Source organism: Phenylobacterium sp. (assembly GCF_044372605.1).
Taxonomy (GTDB): domain Bacteria; phylum Pseudomonadota; class Alphaproteobacteria; order Caulobacterales; family Caulobacteraceae; genus Phenylobacterium.
In genome coordinates this window covers 32,311-49,112 of record NZ_JBILRO010000003.1, presented here as the reverse complement: position 1 = coordinate 49,112, position 16,802 = coordinate 32,311, and the positions used below count along the sequence as shown (strand labels likewise).

Here is a 16,802-nt window from a genome sequence, read left to right as displayed (position 1 = left end):
TCACGCCGGACAGCCTGCCGCTCAGCAGGCCCGGGATGATCTCACCGTTGACGCCCATCGTAAGCCGATGCTCGTCACCGCCATAATAGCTGGCCTCGATAAATGCGCTGGTATCGGCCGTCGGATTCGCCGTGAGAATGTTGATCACGCCGGCTGACGCGTTCTTGCCGAACAGGGTTCCCTGGGGACCGCGCAGAACTTCAATGCGCTCCAGGTCGACCAATTCCGAAACCATCTGGCCCGGCCTCGCGAGCACGACGCCATCAAGAACCATCGACACGCTGGGCTCCGCACCCGGCGATGTCGTAATTGTCCCCAAGCCACGGATCAGCAGGACGGTGTCCTTGGCCGAGTTCTGAGGCCGGAGGGTGATCGTGGGGATGAGCGTGATCAGGTCAGGGACGCTGTTTCGGTTTTGCTCGCGCACGACATCGCCGCCCAGCGAACTCACGGCGATCGGAACCTCCTGGAGCGATTCTGAGCGTCGGCGGGCGGTGACCACGACGTCCTCGATCTGATTGATACCCGAGTCCGACGACGTCGCTTCCTGCGACTGCGCGGCCGCCGGGAGCCCAAGCAAAACGGCTGCTATGCCAGCACCTGCCACCAATTTGGACTTGTACATGTCGCCTCCCCGGCACTTTTTGTTTGAATCTAATCTCTGTCCTACGCTGTCATACATGACAGCGCAATTGTGCTCAATGCGTCAAAAACCCCAGTTCGGTCATTTCGACCACGCGGCGTTCGCGAGCGCTGATCTCGGCGGCGGTTCCAATCGCAACAGCCATCAGCCCATCGTGCGCTGAAACCTCAACCGGGCCCTCGCCGCGCACGGCGGCGATAAACTTTTGATGCTGGTAGAAGGTCGAACCGTGATGAGTGCCGGCCGCCAGCGCCGTCGCGTCCACATCAACGACCCGGCGCTCCACCTGCTTTGGATTCCTGAACCCCACGCGCGGCGAATAGACGATGGCGCCTTCCGGTATCAGGACATCCAGACGGGCCTTGTCGCCGACGGCCGTGATTTCTTCCTGGTTCTCGGCGCCCTCGGCGAACATGCAGAGGTCCAGCATGGCGCGGACGCCGTTGGCGAACTCGACGGTCGTATAGCTGTTGTCGATGATGTCGGGCCGGCGACCCTGGTAGTTCTCGTCCACATGGTTCACATCCATGGAGCCCGAGCAGTAGACGCGCACGGGTTCGGACCGGATGATGAAACGCATCAAGTCAAAGAAATGACAGCACTTTTCCACCATGGTGCCGCCGGTGTTCTGCGAAAAGCGGTTCCAGTCCCCGACCTTTTTCAGGAACGGGAACCGGTGCTCGCGGATCGACAGCATCCTAAGCGCGCCGATGCGGCCGCTGTGGATCTCGTCAATGAATTCCACCGCCGGCGGCATGTAGCGATACTCCATCGCCGTCCAGAACGGCGCGGGCGAGCGAGCCGCATGCTCCGCCACCCAGCGGGCGTCCTCCAGGGTGGTGGCCAGCGGTTTCTCGCACAGGATCGGCAGACCGGCGTCGAGCAGCGGCTCCAGAACACTGCGGTGGGTGTAGTTCGGACTGGCCACGATCACCGCATCCACCTGTCCGCTGCGGACCAACGCGGCGCCGTCGGCAAAGACAGCCACGCCGTCAGCCCTGTCGCCCAGCGCGCGCCGCGCCCAGCCCAGTGAGGTTTCGACAGGGTCGGCGATGGCCGTGACCACCGCACCCGGCGTCACAGCCAGATTGTTGAGGTGCTCGACCCCCATCATGCCTGTCCCGACCAGACCGTATCGAACCACCTGCGGCACCTGCATCTCCACAAAAAACCAATATGACAGCGCTGACTTATTATGAGCATTCTCCAGTCTGATGCGCCGGGCAAGCCTTTAGTCGTAAGAACGGGGGCCGGTCGCGTCGCCGGATATCCAGGGAGGGCCGGAGCATGACGGGGCGGATCCGCCATAACGATGGGATTGGCGCATGAGCGACCCAAAACCCGTCAGCTTCAACAAATGGTTCCTGTTCATCCTGCTGGCGATCGCCGGCATCCTGGCCCTTGTGGACCGGCAGGTGATCTCGGTGCTGAAGCCGGAGATGGCCGCCGAGCTGGGCTGGACTGACGATGACTACGGCACGCTCGGCGCCTGGTTCCAGGGCTCGATGGCTGTGGCGTTGCTGGTTTCCGGACCGCTGGTCGACAGGATCGGCGTCAAGTGGGCCAATGTGCTGGGCGTCTTCACCTGGAGCATCGCGGCGATGTTCCACGGTCTGGCCCACACCATGAACCAGTTCGTGCTGTGCCGGATCGGCCTGGGCGTCACCGAGGCCATGGCTACGCCCTCCGCGGTCAAGACAGTGGCCACCATCCTGCCGCCCAACCAGCGCTCGGTGGGCTTTGGCCTGATCAACGCCATCTCCAGCGTCGGCGCCATCAGTGCGCCGATCCTGATACCGTTCATGGCCATCCCGTTCGGCTGGCGCGGGGCTTTCGTGATCGCCGGGATCGCCGGAATTGTCTGGTCGGTGGTCTGGCTGGTTTCCACCCGCAAGACCAACTTCGGCGACGTCGCGGTCAAGGCGCCGCCAAAGGTCGCAGCCGCACCCGCGGGACCCAAACTCTCTATCCTCAAGGACAAGGCCACCTGGGCGATCTCCGGCGCCAAGCTGCTGAGCGATTCCACCTGGTGGCTGCTGCTGTTCTGGATGCCGGACTTCCTGCACCGCCAGTACGGGATCAGCGGTGTCGCCATCGGCCCGCCCCTGGCCCTGGCCTACGCCGGCGGCGCGCTGGGCGCGCTGGTCAGCGGGGCTGCCGCCACCCATTTCCTGACTCGCGGCTATCCGGTGAACCGCGTTCGCAAGCTGGCGATGCTGATCAGCGGCCTGATGGTGCTGGTGCTGCCCCTGGCTTCACAGGCAGACAGCGCCTGGGGCGCGGCCGCGATCCTGGCCGTGGTGTTGGCGGCGCATCAGGGCTTTTCCACCAATCTGTTCGCGCTCATTGCCGATGTGACCGACAAGACCAAGGTCGGACAGGTGACCAGCTTCGCGGCCTTCTGCGGCAACATCGGCGGCATGACGATCGTCAAGGTGGCGGGCCTCGTGCTGACGGCCGGGCTTGGCTACTATCCGCTGTTTGTGTTTGCGGGCGCCTCGTACCTCATGGCGCTGGCCTGGATCCACCTGCTGCTGCCCAACATCCAGACGGTGGATGGCGCGGCGGACGAAGGGGAGGTTCTGCCGACGCCTCTCCACTGATCGGCAGCGCGGTCCAGTTTGTCGGGCACCAAGATCGCACCTAGGCCGTCATGGATTATTCCCATTGCCAGCCGCGATCCATGGGCGAAAGTAGGACGTGACAGGGCGACGAACAGTCTCCCGCGCGGGGGAGGCAAGACCATGGACACCGGACGCAGGGATGCGATCGGTCAGGGCGCGCTGGCGGTGGCCATCCGGAAGGCGCCATGACGGATCGCATGCTCGACCGCGACTGGAGCCAGCCCGCGCGGTATCCTGACCCGGCCGTCGAGGTGATCGACAAGCGGTTCCATCGCTATCGACTGGGCAGTGCTGCGGTCGAGCGGCTGTGGACCGGCGGGCGCTGGAACGAGGGGCCAGCGTGGTTCGGCGACCAGCGCTGCCTGATCTGGAGCGACATTCCCAACGATCGCCTTCTCAGGTGGTGCGAGATAACCGGCGCGGTCACGGTGTTTCGCCAGCCGGCCAACAACGCCAACGGTAACTCGCGCGACCGGCAGGGCCGCCTGATCACCTGCGAGCATCGCAGCCGCCGCGTCACGCGAACCGAGATCGACGGAACAGTCAGGGTCTTGCTCGACAGGTTTGAAGGGAAGCTGCTGAATGGCCCCAACGACCTGGTCACCCATCCCGACGGCGCCATCTGGTTCACGGATCCCGGCTACGGCACGCTGGGCCACTACGAGGGCGACAAGGGCGAGCTCGAACTGCCCACCCGCACCTATCGCCTTGACCCGTTGAGCGGCGTGGCCACCGTGGTTGACGAGGCGCTGGAACGTCCCAACGGCCTGGCGTTCTCGCCGGACTACCAGCGGCTCTATATCGCCGACACCGGCGCCTCGCACAAACGCGGGCACCCGCGGCAGATCCATGTGTACGACGTGATCGACGGTATGCGCCTGGCTAACGGGCGCGTGTTCTGCGACTTCGGGAAGTCGTCGCCGGACGGCTTCCGCGTGGATGTGGACGGCAACCTCTGGTGCGGGACCGGCTGGGGCGATCCCGACGATGACGGCGTGCAGGTGTTTGCGCCCGACGGCGACAAGATCGGCGTGATCCACCTGCCCGAGGGCGCAGCGAACCTTTGCTTTGGTGGGGTGAAACGCAACCGGCTGTTTATCACAGCCTCACAGTCGATCTATTCACTCTACGTCGAAACCCAGGGCGTGGCCTACAGCTAGGAGAGCAAGACGGTGACACGTTACCCGGGCGAGGCGCTGAGGGCCGGTGCAGTCAGCGTCTTCGGCGCGCTGGACTTCGACGTTCGGCCCAACGGCGTCAGTCCCAGGCGCCTTCCCGACTGGACGCGTCTCCAGGTTCCCCAGGTGATGGACGCCATGGTGCGGATGCCGTCCGGCGTGCGGCTGGCGTTCAGCACGGATGCGCGGGAGATCCGCCTGACTGTGCAGACCTCGCGACTGGAGTTCCCGCCGCAGCCCGCGCGACCGGCAGTGTTCGATCTGGTGGTGGACGGCGCCGTCGTCCAGTCTCACGCGACCGTCGCCGGCAACACCATCCGGTTGGACCGCACGGACCCGGGCAAGTTCGAGCTCATACGTGGCGAGCCCGACGAGGTTGTCTTCAACGACCTCACCCCTGGACTGAAGGCCTGCGAGATCTGGCTGCCCCACAACGCCTATGTGGAGTTGCGGGCGCTGGAGATCGATGATGGTGCGACACTTTCGCCGGTCCCGGCCCCGACCACGCGACGCTGGATCCATTACGGCAGTTCGATCAGCCATTGCCTCGAGGCCCTCCAGCCCACCGGCGTCTGGCCCGCCGTCGCCGCGCGACTGGGGGGCATGCATCTGCAGAGCCTGGGGTTCGGCGGACAGTGCCACCTGGACCAGTTCGTAGCCCGCACGATCCGCAACTCTGACGCCGACCTGATCTCGTTGAAGGTCGGCATAAATGTGATCAACGGCGACACCCTGCGCGAGCGGGCCTTCACCCCGGCCCTGCACGGGTTTCTGGACACCATCCGCGAGGGCAAACCCGACACGCCGATCGTGCTGGTTTCGCCGATCTTTTGCCCCAGCGCCGAGACCCGGCCCGGCCCGACCGTGCCGGATGCGAGCGGCAGGTTCGTCACCCTGCCGGGGCATGAGGAAATCCAGACCGGCTGTCTGACCCTGGTGCGCGTGCGCGAAATCCTGGCTGAGGCGGTGGCGGCGCGACATGCGGCGGGCGACGCCAATCTGCACTACCTGGATGGACTGACCCTGTTCGGCGCCGATGATGCCGGCGACCTGCCCGACGACCTGCACCCCAATCCCGAGGGCTATATCCGCATGGGCCACCGGTTTGCCGACGCCGTGTTCACCGGCGGGCTCAAGCTGGGATAGTCAGCGGGTCAGCGGCCGGACCCAGATGTTGCGGAAACTGATCGGCGCACTGGGGTCGCCATGGGCCTGCAGCTTGATCGGCGTGGGGCCGTGAGCCTTGTAGGTCGGCTTGCCGATGAAGCGGGTTTCGCCGGGCAGGACGAAGTTGTTCTGCACCAGTACGCCGTTGTGCAGCGCTGTCACCCGCGCCGGCGTCACCAGCGCCCCGTCGGCGCCGAACACCGGCGCCGTCCAGATCACGTCATAGGACTGCCATTCGCCGGGCTTGCGGCTGGCGTTCACCAGCGGGATCGACTGCTTGTAGATGCTGGCGGCCTGACCATTCACGTAGGTCGTGTTCTCGAAGGAATCGAGGATCTGCAGCTCGTAGCCGCCATCGCCGGCGCCGGTCGACGCCAGGAAGAGGCCGCTGTTTCCCCGGCCCTGGCCTGAGCCGGTGATACCCACAGGGATCTTCCATTCGATGTGGAGCTGGTAGTCGGTGAAGACCTGCCGCGTCTGGATGTTGCCGGAAGCCTTGTTCACCGTCATCGCGCCATCGGCCACTGTCCAGCCTGCCGGCCCCCCGCCCCGGACCGCGACCCACTGGGCCAGATCCTTGCCGTCGAAGAGCACCACCGCGTCGGAGGGGGCATCGCCATCGCGGCGGCCGGGGGTGACGATCGGCGGGACGGGCTGGTAGGCCTCGGTGTCCGCAGGTTTCGCGACCTGCGCCAAGGGCTGCGCCGGCGCAAGGCACAGCATCAGGCTGCCGAAGACGGCGGGGACAGGGGCGAAACGCAGCGATGATCGATGGGTCATGGTCGCGAAGCGTCCTCTGACGCCCGGGACACGTCAAGCCGGAACCCCGAATAGTCATTGGTCACGCCAACGCCTTGAGCTAGCCTCTTCCCGAAACTGCAGGGCGGGCGCGGTCCACAAGGGCCACGGTGGCTGGAAACGGGACCCATGGCGTCTGAACCCTATGACGTGATCATCGTCGGCTCCGGGGCCGGCGGCGGCATGAGCGCTTACCACCTGACCAGGTCGGGCCTGAAGGTGCTGATGCTGGAGGCCGGGCGGCACTATGACCCGGCCACCGAAACGCCGATGTTCAACATCCCGGCGGACGCGCCCCTGCGCGGGGTCGGAACGCCGGACAAGCCGTTCGGATTCTATGACGCCACGGTGGATGGGGGCTGGGAGGTTCCGAACGAGCCCTACACCGTCGCCGAGGGCTCCGAGCCGTTCAAATGGTGGCGGCCGCGGATGCTGGGTGGGCGCACCAATCACTGGGGCCGGATCTCGCTGCGTTTCGGTGAGCTCGACTTCAAGCCCCGCAGCCGCGACGGCCTGGGCTACGACTGGCCCATCACCTACGACGACCTGGCGCCCTGGTACGACAGGACCGAGCGGCTGATCGGCGTGTCCGGCGCGGCCCCGCCGCGCGGCCTGCTGAACACGCCGGACTCTCCGCCCGGTTGCCTGATGGAAGCCGCCCCGCCGCGGGCGTACGAAATCTTCTACGAGCGCGCCTTCCGGGCCATGGGCATCCCGGTGATCCCCATGCATGGCGCCGTCGTCACCCAGGCGATGGAGGGCCGGAACACCTGCATCTTCGCCACGCCCTGCGGTCGCGGCTGTTCGATCGGAGCCAATTTCCAGAGCACCACCGTCCTGCTGCCCCCGGCGATGGAGACCGGAAACCTCACCATCACCACCAATGCCCTGGTCTATCAGGTGGATCTCGACAAGGCCGGCAAGGCCAAGGGCGTGACATACGTTGATCGCAAGACGGGAGAGCACCATTCGGTGACCGCTCGGTCAGTTGTGCTGGCCGCCGGTTCGGGCGAGACGGCGCGGATCCTGCTGAACTCCAAGAGCGCCGCATTCCCGGATGGCCTTGGCAACACCAACGGCATGGTCGGGCGCTACCTCATGGACAGCGTCGGCCTTGGCGTTCAGGGCCGTTTTCCTGCTCTTGAGGGTCTGCCGCCCACCAACGATGACGGCCAGGGCACGCAGCACACCTATGTGCCCTGGTGGGGCTACGGGAAACAGAAAGAGCTGGGGTTCCCGCGCGGTTATCACATCGAGATCGGCGGAGGCCGGCGCATGCCCTCGCTCGGCATCGGCAGCTATGTGGGCGATGACGAGACCCTGGTCGGCGACGCCCTGAGGGACAAACTTCGCCACCGATACGGCAGCGTGATCGGCTTCGACGGGCGCGGCGAGATGATCCCCAACGATGACTGCTATTGCGAACTTGACCCGAAGGTGAAGGACAGGTGGGGCATCCCGGTGCTGCGGTTCCACTGGAAATGGGGCGACGCCGAGATCCGTCAGGCCGCGCACATGGTGCAGACCTTCCTCGAAGTCATCGACCGTCTGGGCGGCACGCCCGTGCCCGGCTACGAGACCGACGGCCGCAAGGCCATCTCCAAGGGCGGCGAGATGATCCATGAGGTCGGCACCGTACGCATGGGCCACAACGACAAGGACTCGGTGGTCAACCAGTACGGCCAGTCCTGGGCCGTCCCCAACCTGTTCGTGACCGACGGCGCAGTGCTGGTCTCCAGCCCGGACAAGAACCCGACCCTGTCGATCCTGGCCCTGGCCTGGCGTTCGAGCGACCATCTGGCGAGCCTGGCCAAACAGGGAGCGCTGTGATGTCCGACGACGCCCCCAAGCCCTACGTGTCGAAGATTGACCGCCGCACCGCCATCACCTGGATCGGTGTGGTCGGCGCGGCGACGGCGGCGGCGGCCGGTGTCGTGGTCTACGGCCCCAAGACGGGCGGCAAGGTCGAAGCCAAGGGCTATGGGACAGACCCCAACCTGGTGGAGCCGGCCAAGGCCCCCTGGCCCCGCATCCTCACCCCCGACCAGCTTCAGACCGCGGCGATCCTGGCGGACTACATCCTGCCGGCCTCGGCCACGGCCCCCTCGGCCAGCGCGCTGGGCATCCCCGACTTCGTCGACGAATGGGTGAGTGCGCCCTACCCCGATCAGGTCAAGAGCCGCGCGGTCATTGTGAAGGGGCTGACGGAACTGGGCCGCAAGGTTCTGAAGGCCAATGCGGCGGATCGAGCCGCCGCCATGAGCGCCATCCTCGCCACGCCGTTCTTCATCAGCTTCCGCAAGCTGACCATCGGCGCCTACTACACCACCAAGGAAGGCTTCAAGGACATCGGCTACATCGGCAATGTGGCGCGGGTCAGCGATCCCGGGCCTTCGGAAGCGGTGAAGGCGGCGCTGGAGCGGGAACTGAAGAAGCTTGGTCTGTGAGGGCGCGTTGCATAATTCCCGCTTGGCGAGCGAGCCCCTTCGCCCCTTGTGAGAGGATTGCGTGATCCAGTTTGGCGCAGGAATCAGCTCACGCAGCCCTTCGCCCCTTGTGGGAGAAGGTGGCCCGCGCAGCGGGTCGGATGAGGGGTCTCGCTTATCTATCCGAATGAATTTCAGGGATTTACTGGCCAGGATCATCGACCCCTCATCCGTCAGGCTTCGCCTGCCACCTTCTCCCACAAGGGGAGAAGGGGTGTTTGGGCCGTCTGCACGACCAACCAGACTCCGCAACGCGCCCTTTGAGGATGAACCCATGAAGCACCTGATGCTTGGCCTCGCCCTCACCGCCTTCGCCACAGGCGCCCTGGCTGCCGACAACACCCTGACGCGCGCCGAGAAGAAGGCCGGCTGGACCCTGCTGTTCGACGGCAAGACCACCGATGGCTGGCGGGCCTTTAAACAGACGGAAATCGGGCCCGGCTGGAAGGTCGAGAACGGCGTCCTGTTCCCGGACCCCAAGGTCGCGAAGGACATTGTCACCAAGGGCGACTACGCCAGTTTCGAGCTCTCGTTCGAGTGGCGGATCAGCAAGGGCGGCAACTCCGGCGTCATGTTCCACGTGATCCCGGAAGGTTCCGAGACGTACGAGAGCGGGCCGGAGTACCAGATCCTCGACAACAGCCGCAGCGTACAGCCCAGGGAGCAGGCGGGAGCGCTATACGCCCTGGTCGCCCCCACCATGGACAAGACCAAGCCGGTGGGCGAGTTCAATCAGGCCCGACTGATCGTGGACCGCGGCAAGGTCCAGCACTGGTTGAACGGCATGGAAGTCGCCCGCTACGAGATCGGCTCACCCGAGTTCAAGGCCCTGGTGGCGGCGAGCAAGTTCCGACGCTGGCCCCAGTTCGCCACCGGTCAGACGGGCGGCATCGCCCTGCAGAACCACGGGAACGACGTGGGGTTCCGGAACATCAAGATCCGGGTGTTGAAGTAGCCCGCCCTCACGTCGCCCAGGCGCGACCGATCTCCTTCAGGGGCACGCAGCCCCGGTAGTCACCCGGAAACGGATCGTAGCGCAGGGTCTTCGTGGCGCCGGTTTCGGAGGTGAAGAAGCCGGTGAACGTGGCCTGCTTCATGAGCGCGAAGAAATGCGAGACCGGCTTCTGGGCAGCCTCGACATCGTAGCGTCTCAGGAGTTCCGTCTGCTGCGCCGCGCTCAGGGCGGTGAACGCCATGCCGTAGGCGGCCTGGGCATCGGCCTGCATGGTGTCGAGGCCGTCCCGAAGTCGTTTCACCTGGTCGGGATCATAGAAGGTCGCCAGGGCGCGATCGATGAACGGCGCGACGCCGGCCGCCCGCGCGCCGGGTGTATCCGTGGCCGGCACGATCAGCTCGACAGCGGCGTCCAGGATCTGCGCCTGCGCCGAGGTCAGGGCCCTCGGAATCCAGGTCAGCGTCGGCTGCGCAAAGGCAGAGGACGGCAGGATCAGGGTGGCCCACAGCGCGCCAAAACTCAGGCCGGCGCCGATCAAGGCGTCGCGGCGGCCGGGTGAGTTCGGCAAATCGAAAGGCCTCACAGCTCACCCCTCTTGCTGGCCGCCACAGCGTGATCCACCGCCCGCGCGGTCAGAGCCATGTAGGTCAATGACGGGTTCACGCAGGACGCCGAGGTCATCGCCGCGCCGTCGGTGACATAGACGTTTCGGCAGGCGTGCACCTGATTGTGGGCGTTCAGCACCGAGGTTTTCGGATCACGTCCCATCCGCGCAGTGCCCATTTCGTGGATACCGAGACCCGGACCGTATCCGGTGTCGCCGCCCACTACATTCTTGAAACCGGCCGCATCCAGCATCTCCATGGCCGCCAGCCGCATGTCCTTGCGCATGGCCTTTTCGTTGTCGCGGATGCTGACGTCGAAGGTGATGGTCGGCAGACCGTGCTGGTCCTTCAGTGAGGTGTTCAGGGTCATGCGGTTGTCGGCATAGGGCAGCATCTCGCCGAAGCCCCCGAGCCGGACGGCCCACGGGCCTGGCTGGGTGAGCTCGGCCTTTCGGTCTGCGCCGAAGCCCGGGCTGTTCAAACCGCGTTCCCAGCCAGGGCGCCCGGCGCCGCCCTGGTAGCCAAAGCCGCGCAGATAGTCGCCTCGCGCGCTGGCCTTGTCACCGAGATTGCGGAACCGGGGGATGTAGATGCCGTTCGGTCGGCGGCCGGAATAGTACATGTCCTCGTAGCCCGGCGCCGCGGCCTGGGCGCCGACGCCCAGGTGATGGTCCATGATGTTGCGGCCGACCTGGTCGCTGTCATTGCCAAAGCCGTTTGGGAACCGTTTGCTGGTCGAGTTCAGCATGATCCAGGCGGTATTGATCGCCGAGGCGCAGAGGAAGATGACATCGGCGTAGAACTCGGTTTCCTCGCCGGTCACCGCATCCTTCACCCTGACCCCGGTCGCCTTGCCCTTGCGCTCATCCAGGATCAGCGAGGTGACGATGGAGTCCGGCCGCAAGGTCAGGTTCCCCGTCCGCTCGGCCGCCGGCAGGGTCGCAGAGTTGGAGCTGAAGTAGGCGCCGAAGGGACAGCCCCGGATGCAGAGATTGCGGTTCTGGCACTTGCCTCGACCCAGGGCCAGCTGCTCTTCGGTTGGCGCGGTCAGGTGCGCCACCCGGCCGATCGTGATCCTTCGATCCGGGATTTTTGCCTCGACCTGGGCCTTCAGGTGCTTCTCGACGCAGTTCATTTCCATCGGCGGCTGGAACTGACTGTCCGGAAGGTGGGCCAGACCCTCGCTCTGACCGCTGACGCCAATGAAGCGCTCCACATAATCGTACCAGGGCGCCAGGTCCTCGTAGCGGATCGGCCAGTCTACCGCGATGCCCTCACGGGCATTGGCCTCGAAGTCCATGGGGCTGTGGCGATAGGTCTGTCGGGCCCACTGGAGGGAACGACCACCCACGTGATAGCCGCGGATCCAGTCAAACCGTTGGGTCTCGGTGTAGGGGTGCTCGTCGTCCTTGACGAAGAAGGGGCGGGTGTATTCGGTAATGGTGTAACCCGTGCGCTGCTGCACCCGGTAGTGGGCCTTCAGCTCGGCCGGCGGCAACCTGCCGCCGGGATACTGGGTCTCCCAGGGGCTCATGGTCGCGGTGGGATAGTCCTCCAGATGCTTGACCATCCGGCCACGCTCGAGGACCAGGGTCTTGAGCCCCTTTTCCGTCAGCTCCTTGGCCGCCCAGCCGCCGGTGATGCCGCTGCCAACGACGATGGCGTCGTAGCCGTTCTTGCGGCGCGCGCGGGTGTTGAGGTTGGCCATGTCGCTCCCTTGCGCCCTGCTGTTCCGGAATCAGCAGTTGGATTGAGCGGTCTTCACGTCCGCCACTCATTGCGCTGGTAGCTTCCATGAAATCGATTACATTTCAACCCGCCGGACGGTCGATTCAACGTTCGCCGGCCAGCCCCCGGGAGGACGTGATGACGGGTTTCAACCAGCGCCGGATCGCGGCGTTCTGCGGCGCGGCCATGGTCCTGGCTCTGACCGGCTCCGCGGTGCAGGCGGAGCCGCGCTGGCGGTCGATCTTCGACGGCAAGACCCTGAACGGCTGGACCCCCAAGATCGTCGGCTACCCTGCAGGCGAGAACTTCCAGAACACCTTCATCGTCAAGGACGGCGCGATCCAGGTCTCCTACGCAGGCTACGACCGGTTCGGCGCGCGGTTCGGACACCTGTTCTACAAGACCCCGTTCAAGGCCTATCGGCTGCGTCTCAACTACCGGGTGCTGGAGCCGCCGCTTCCCGACACTCCCGGCTGGGCCCGGGGCAACAGCGGCGTGATGTTTCACAGCCAGAGCGCCGAAAGCATGGGCTTGAGGCAGCCGTTCCCTGTGTCGGTAGAATTCCAGATCCTGGGCGCTGACGGCCCCGGCCCGAGACCCACCGGCTCGGTCTGTACGCCGGGGGTCAGCATCACCCTGGGCGGCGTCCGCCAGCCGGTTCATTGCACCACGTCCTCAGGTCCCACCATTCCCAACGGAACCTGGACGGCGCTCGAGCTGGAGGTCACTCCCGACGGCGACGTCACCGAAAAGATCAATGGCGTAGTCGTTCACCGCTACGCCAGCATCGCGCTCGACCCGGCCGACCCCATGGCTGCCGCCGATGCACGCCGCCTGATCGCCGAGCGCGGCGGTGTCCTGCCGGTCACCGAGGGCTACATCGCGCTCCAGAGCGAGGGCCATCCGATCGAGTTCAGGGATATCCAGGTGCAGGTGATCAAGTCCCGGCGTTAGACTACGTTCTGAGGGGCGTCGCGGCTCCGTTGGAAGCGTTCGCAGATTTACTGCCTATCAGCGATCAGTTGAACGGCGTTAGGGTGGGTCCATGTCTGACGTCCCTTCGACTGAGCGCCCCATCCATCCACTGTTGATCGCCCCCGTGGCGCCCACTTTGGCGAAGCTGGCGGCGCCCAATCTTTTGGGGATGATGGCCACAACCGCCGTGTCCATCGCCGAGACCGTTTACATCGGTCGGCTGGGGGCCGAGGCCCTGGCGGCGGCGGCGCTGGTGCTGCCGCTGATCATGCTGATGGGTATGATGAGTGCGGGTGCCATGGGCGGCGGCGTCTCCTCGGCGATCAGCCGGGCGCTGGGCGGGGGCGATGCGGATCGCGCCGAGGCGCTGGCCCGGCACGCCACGGTGATCGGCCTTGCGATGGGTCTGCTCTTCACCCTGCTGTTGACCGTGTTCGGCGGCGCAATCTTCCACATTCTGGGCGGACGTGGCGATACGTTGAGGCTGGCGGCGCTCTACGCCGGGATCGTGTTTGCTGCGGCCTCGGCGCTGTGGATGGTCAACATCCTGGCCTCGGTGCTGAGGGGCTCCGGAAACATGGTCGGCCCATCGGCCATCATGATGGCCGGCGCGGCCCTGCAGGTGGTGGTGGGCGGCGCGCTCTGCTTCGGCTGGGGTCCCGCGCCGCAGCTGGGGATCGCGGGGGTGGGCCTTGGCCAGGTGATCACCTCGGTACTCAGCGTGGTGCTGCTCTATCTGATGCTGCGGTCTCCGAAGGCCAAGGTGAGGCTGCAGGTGATCGGCCCGCTGCGGCGCGATCTCTTCATGGATATCCTGAAGGTGGGCGGCCCGGCCCTGCTGTCACCGATCCAGACAGTGGCCACGGTATTGATCATCACAGCCATCGCCGCCCGCTTCGGGGTTGAGACCCTGGCCGGATACGGCATCGGCTCGCGGCTTGAGTTTCTGCTGGTGCCAATCGCGTTCTCTGTGGGCGTGGCCTCGATCCCGATGGTGGGGCTGGCGATCGGGTCGGGCGACGTAGCCCGCGCGCGGAGGGTGGCGTGGACGGCGGGCGCCATGGGCGCGGCCGGACTGGGGACTGTCGGCATCGTGCTCAGCCTGGCTCCGGACCTGTGGGTTTCGATCTTCACAGAAGATCCAGCGGTGCGTACGGCGGCAGCGCTTTACCTGCACTTCGCTGGCCCGACGTTCGCCTTCTTCGGCCTTGGCCTGGCGCTCTACTTCGCCTCTCAAGGGGCGGGGCGGATCATGGGACCACTGCTGGCGGGCACGGCGCGGATGGCGGTCGTTGCGGCCGGAGGCTGGATCCTGGTGGCCAACAGCGCACCGTCATGGAGCCTGTTCGCCCTGGTCGCGGCCGGCATGGTGGTGATGGGCGTTGTGACCGCTGCGTCCGTGGCGATGACACCCTGGGGTCCGCGCCCGACACCTACGGAAGCCTAAAGCCCCAGCAACCGTCGGTTCTGGTCCGCATCAACACCCGAAGCCGCGAAGTCGTCGAAGGCACGGTCGGTGACCCGGATGATGTGGTCGCGGATGAAGGGCGCGCCTTCGCGGGCGCCGTCCTCCGGGTGCTTCAGGGCGCACTCCCATTCCAGCACCGCCCAACCGGGATAGTCGTACTGGGCCAGTTTCGAGAAGATCGCCCGGAAGTCCACCTGGCCGTCGCCGGGGGAGCGGAACCGGCCCGGCCGGTCGACCCAACCCTGATAGCCGCCATAGACGCCGGAGCGACCGTTCGGCCGGAACTCGGCATCCTTGACGTGGAAGGCGCGGATGCGGTCGTGGTAGCGATCAATGAAGTCGAGATAGTCCAGCTGCTGCAGCACGAAGTGGCTGGGGTCGTAGAGGATGTTCGCGCGGGAATGGCCGCCGACCTCGTCCAGGAACCGCTCGAAGGTGGCGCCATCGTGCAGGTCTTCGCCCGGGTGAATCTCGTAACAGACGTCGACGCCGGCCTCGTCGAAGGCGTCGAGGATCGGCCGCCAGCGCCGGCCCAGCTCGGCGAAGGCCTCCTCGATCAGGCCGGCGGGTCGCTGCGGCCAGGGATAGAGGTAGGGCCAGGCCAGCGCGCCGGAGAAGGTGGCGTGGGCGTTCAGGCCCAGCCTTTGGCTGGCTTTGGCGGCCGCCAGAAGCTGACGGACGGCCCATTCCTGCCGCGCCTTCGGTCGTCCCCGGACATCGGCCGGCGCGAAGCCGTCGAACAGCTCATCGTACGCCGGGTGCACCGCCACCAGCTGGCCCTGAAGGTGGGTGGAAAGCTCGGTGATGACGAGGCCGTGTTGCGCCAGCCGTCCGGCGATCTCGTCGCAGTAATCCTGGCTGTCGGCGGCGCGTTCCAGATCGAAGAACGACGTCGAGTCTCCCGTGGGCATCTGTACGCCAGCATAGCCCAGTCCCGCCGCCCATTCGGCAATGCGGTCCAGCGAATTGAACGGCGCCTCGGGCCCGATGAACTGCGCCAGGAATATGCCCGGCCCCTTCAGCGTCTTCATGGCGCAGCCTCCAATGAAACCCAGCCTTCGCCATCACGGCTGGCGGCGACAGCACGCTCCACGAAGGCCATGCCGCGAACGCCGTCGGCGATACCGGGAAGCGGAGCCGGGTCGGTCCGGCCCTCAGCGATAGCGTCGGCAAGGTCGGCGTAGAGGTTGGCGAACGCTTCGATGAAGCCTTCCGGATGGCCGGTCGGAATCCGCACCCGCGCCCTTGCCGGCGCGCTCAGGTAGCCGGACGCGGCGTGCAGGATCTGGCTGGGCGCATCCAGCAGGTCCAGCGCCAGCTCGCCCGGCCGCTCATGCGACCAGCAGAGGCCGCCCTTTTCGCCATAGACCTTGATGGTCATGCCGTTGCGCGCGCCCGCCGAAATCTGGGAGGCGATCAGCACGCCCCGGGCGCCGCCGGCAAACCGCAGCAGCATGTTGCAGTCATCGTCCAGCACCCGGCCCGGAACCATGCTGGACAGGTCAGCGCAGAGCCGCTCCACCCTCAGCCCGCTGACAAACTCGGCCATGTTGAAGGCGTGAACGCCGATGTCGCCGATGCAGCCGCCGACGCCCGCCTGCGCCGGGTCCGCCCGCCAGCCGGCCTGGCGATCCCCGTCACGTTCGATGGGACGCGACAGCCACCCCTGCGCATACTCCACCACCACCTTGCGGATCGCGCCGAGGTCGCCCCGCCGCACGATCTCGCGGGCCTCACGGGCCATCGGATAGCCGGTGTATATATAGGTCAGGCCGTAGACCTTGCCCGAGGCCGCCACCTTGCCGGCCAGCGCCCTGGCCTCCGCCAGATTGAGAGTCGCGGGCTTGTCGCTCATGACATGCAAACCAGCATCGAGCGCGGCCGCCGATATGGAATAGTGGGTGTCGTTGGACGTCACCACGGCCACCAGCTGGGCGCCGTCAGGGCGGGCGGCCTCGGCGTGGATCATCTGATGGTAGTCGGCGTAGATGCGGTCCTCGCGGACCCCCCACATCCGTCCCGCCTCGGCGTTACGGCTGGCGTCGCGGCTGAACGAACCTGCCACGAGCCGAAAGCGACCGTCCAGTTCGGCGGCCATGCGGTGGACAGGCCCGATGAAGGCGCCCGGCCCGCCGCCGACCATCGCCATCCGCAAAGGGGCCTGCGCCGCCATGG

Annotated in this window: 15 protein-coding genes; 8 read left to right on the top strand and 7 right to left on the bottom strand. The window is 66.1% G+C overall.

Annotated elements, in window-relative coordinates; translation table 11 throughout:
• Nucleotides 1-625 (bottom strand): TonB-dependent receptor plug domain-containing protein (locus tag ACIQ42_RS00745; protein ID WP_397420316.1); only part of this gene is annotated, 625 nt, incomplete at its 3' end.
• 73 nt (nucleotides 626-698) lie between these two features.
• Nucleotides 699-1,796: a Gfo/Idh/MocA family protein gene (locus tag ACIQ42_RS00740; protein WP_397420315.1), complete on the bottom strand. Its 1,098-nt coding sequence runs from the start codon at nucleotides 1,794-1,796 to the stop codon at nucleotides 699-701.
• 172 nt (nucleotides 1,797-1,968) lie between these two features.
• On the opposite strand from ACIQ42_RS00740, the gene ACIQ42_RS00735 reads away from it, so the two are divergent.
• The 3 genes from ACIQ42_RS00735 (at nucleotide 1,969) to ACIQ42_RS00725 (ending at nucleotide 5,591) form a co-directional block, all read left to right on the top strand.
• Nucleotides 1,969-3,246, top strand: a complete 1,278-nt coding sequence (locus ACIQ42_RS00735; protein ID WP_397420314.1) for an MFS transporter — start codon at nucleotides 1,969-1,971, stop codon at nucleotides 3,244-3,246.
• Nucleotides 3,247-3,452: 206 nt separating this feature from the next.
• The gene (locus ACIQ42_RS00730; protein WP_397420312.1) at nucleotides 3,453-4,427 is read left to right on the top strand and encodes an SMP-30/gluconolactonase/LRE family protein; all 975 of its coding nucleotides are present in this window, start codon (nucleotides 3,453-3,455) and stop codon (nucleotides 4,425-4,427) included.
• A gap of 12 nt (nucleotides 4,428-4,439) precedes the next feature.
• The gene (locus tag ACIQ42_RS00725) at nucleotides 4,440-5,591 is read left to right on the top strand and encodes a GDSL-type esterase/lipase family protein (protein ID WP_397420311.1); all 1,152 of its coding nucleotides are present in this window, start codon (nucleotides 4,440-4,442) and stop codon (nucleotides 5,589-5,591) included.
• Here ACIQ42_RS00725 and ACIQ42_RS00720 read toward each other — a convergent pair whose 3' ends face one another.
• The gene (locus tag ACIQ42_RS00720; RefSeq protein WP_397420310.1) at nucleotides 5,592-6,392 is read right to left on the bottom strand and encodes a DUF1080 domain-containing protein; all 801 of its coding nucleotides are present in this window, start codon (nucleotides 6,390-6,392) and stop codon (nucleotides 5,592-5,594) included. It abuts the gene before it with no gap.
• 147 nt (nucleotides 6,393-6,539) lie between these two features.
• On the opposite strand from ACIQ42_RS00720, the gene ACIQ42_RS00715 reads away from it, so the two are divergent.
• From ACIQ42_RS00715 to ACIQ42_RS00705, 3 genes are all read left to right on the top strand, one after another.
• A complete protein-coding gene (locus ACIQ42_RS00715; RefSeq protein ID WP_397420309.1) occupies nucleotides 6,540-8,240 on the top strand; it encodes a GMC family oxidoreductase in 1,701 nt (566 codons plus the stop codon).
• Complete coding sequence (locus tag ACIQ42_RS00710; RefSeq protein WP_397420308.1) at nucleotides 8,240-8,857, top strand: gluconate 2-dehydrogenase subunit 3 family protein; 618 nt, start codon at nucleotides 8,240-8,242, stop codon at nucleotides 8,855-8,857. Before ACIQ42_RS00715 ends, ACIQ42_RS00710 begins: the two co-directional genes overlap by 1 nt.
• A gap of 313 nt (nucleotides 8,858-9,170) precedes the next feature.
• Nucleotides 9,171-9,851, top strand: a complete 681-nt coding sequence (locus ACIQ42_RS00705) for a DUF1080 domain-containing protein (protein WP_397420307.1) — start codon at nucleotides 9,171-9,173, stop codon at nucleotides 9,849-9,851.
• A 7-nt stretch (nucleotides 9,852-9,858) separates the two neighbouring features.
• Here the strand turns inward: ACIQ42_RS00705 and ACIQ42_RS00700 are convergent, their stop codons facing one another.
• Complete coding sequence (locus ACIQ42_RS00700) at nucleotides 9,859-10,434, bottom strand: gluconate 2-dehydrogenase subunit 3 family protein (protein WP_397420306.1); 576 nt, start codon at nucleotides 10,432-10,434, stop codon at nucleotides 9,859-9,861.
• Entirely contained in the window at nucleotides 10,431-12,164 is a 1,734-nt protein-coding gene (locus ACIQ42_RS00695) for a GMC oxidoreductase (protein ID WP_397420305.1), read from the bottom strand. Before ACIQ42_RS00695 ends, ACIQ42_RS00700 begins: the two co-directional genes overlap by 4 nt.
• A 158-nt stretch (nucleotides 12,165-12,322) precedes the next feature.
• On the opposite strand from ACIQ42_RS00695, the gene ACIQ42_RS00690 reads away from it, so the two are divergent.
• Entirely contained in the window at nucleotides 12,323-13,138 is an 816-nt protein-coding gene (locus ACIQ42_RS00690; protein WP_397420304.1) for a DUF1080 domain-containing protein, read from the top strand.
• Between the two features lie 91 nt (nucleotides 13,139-13,229).
• Nucleotides 13,230-14,606: an MATE family efflux transporter gene (locus ACIQ42_RS00685; protein ID WP_397420303.1), complete on the top strand. Its 1,377-nt coding sequence runs from the start codon at nucleotides 13,230-13,232 to the stop codon at nucleotides 14,604-14,606.
• Here the strand turns inward: ACIQ42_RS00685 and ACIQ42_RS00680 are convergent.
• Together ACIQ42_RS00680 and ACIQ42_RS00675 are read right to left on the bottom strand one after the other, a co-directional pair.
• A complete protein-coding gene (locus tag ACIQ42_RS00680; protein WP_397420302.1) occupies nucleotides 14,603-15,658 on the bottom strand; it encodes a sugar phosphate isomerase/epimerase family protein in 1,056 nt (351 codons plus the stop codon). The two genes, ACIQ42_RS00685 and ACIQ42_RS00680, sit on opposite strands and share 4 nt — an antisense overlap.
• A complete protein-coding gene (locus tag ACIQ42_RS00675; RefSeq protein ID WP_397420301.1) occupies nucleotides 15,655-16,800 on the bottom strand; it encodes a Gfo/Idh/MocA family protein in 1,146 nt (381 codons plus the stop codon). The genes ACIQ42_RS00680 and ACIQ42_RS00675 overlap by 4 nt, the downstream gene beginning before the upstream one ends.
• Nucleotides 16,801-16,802 lie beyond the last annotated feature (2 nt).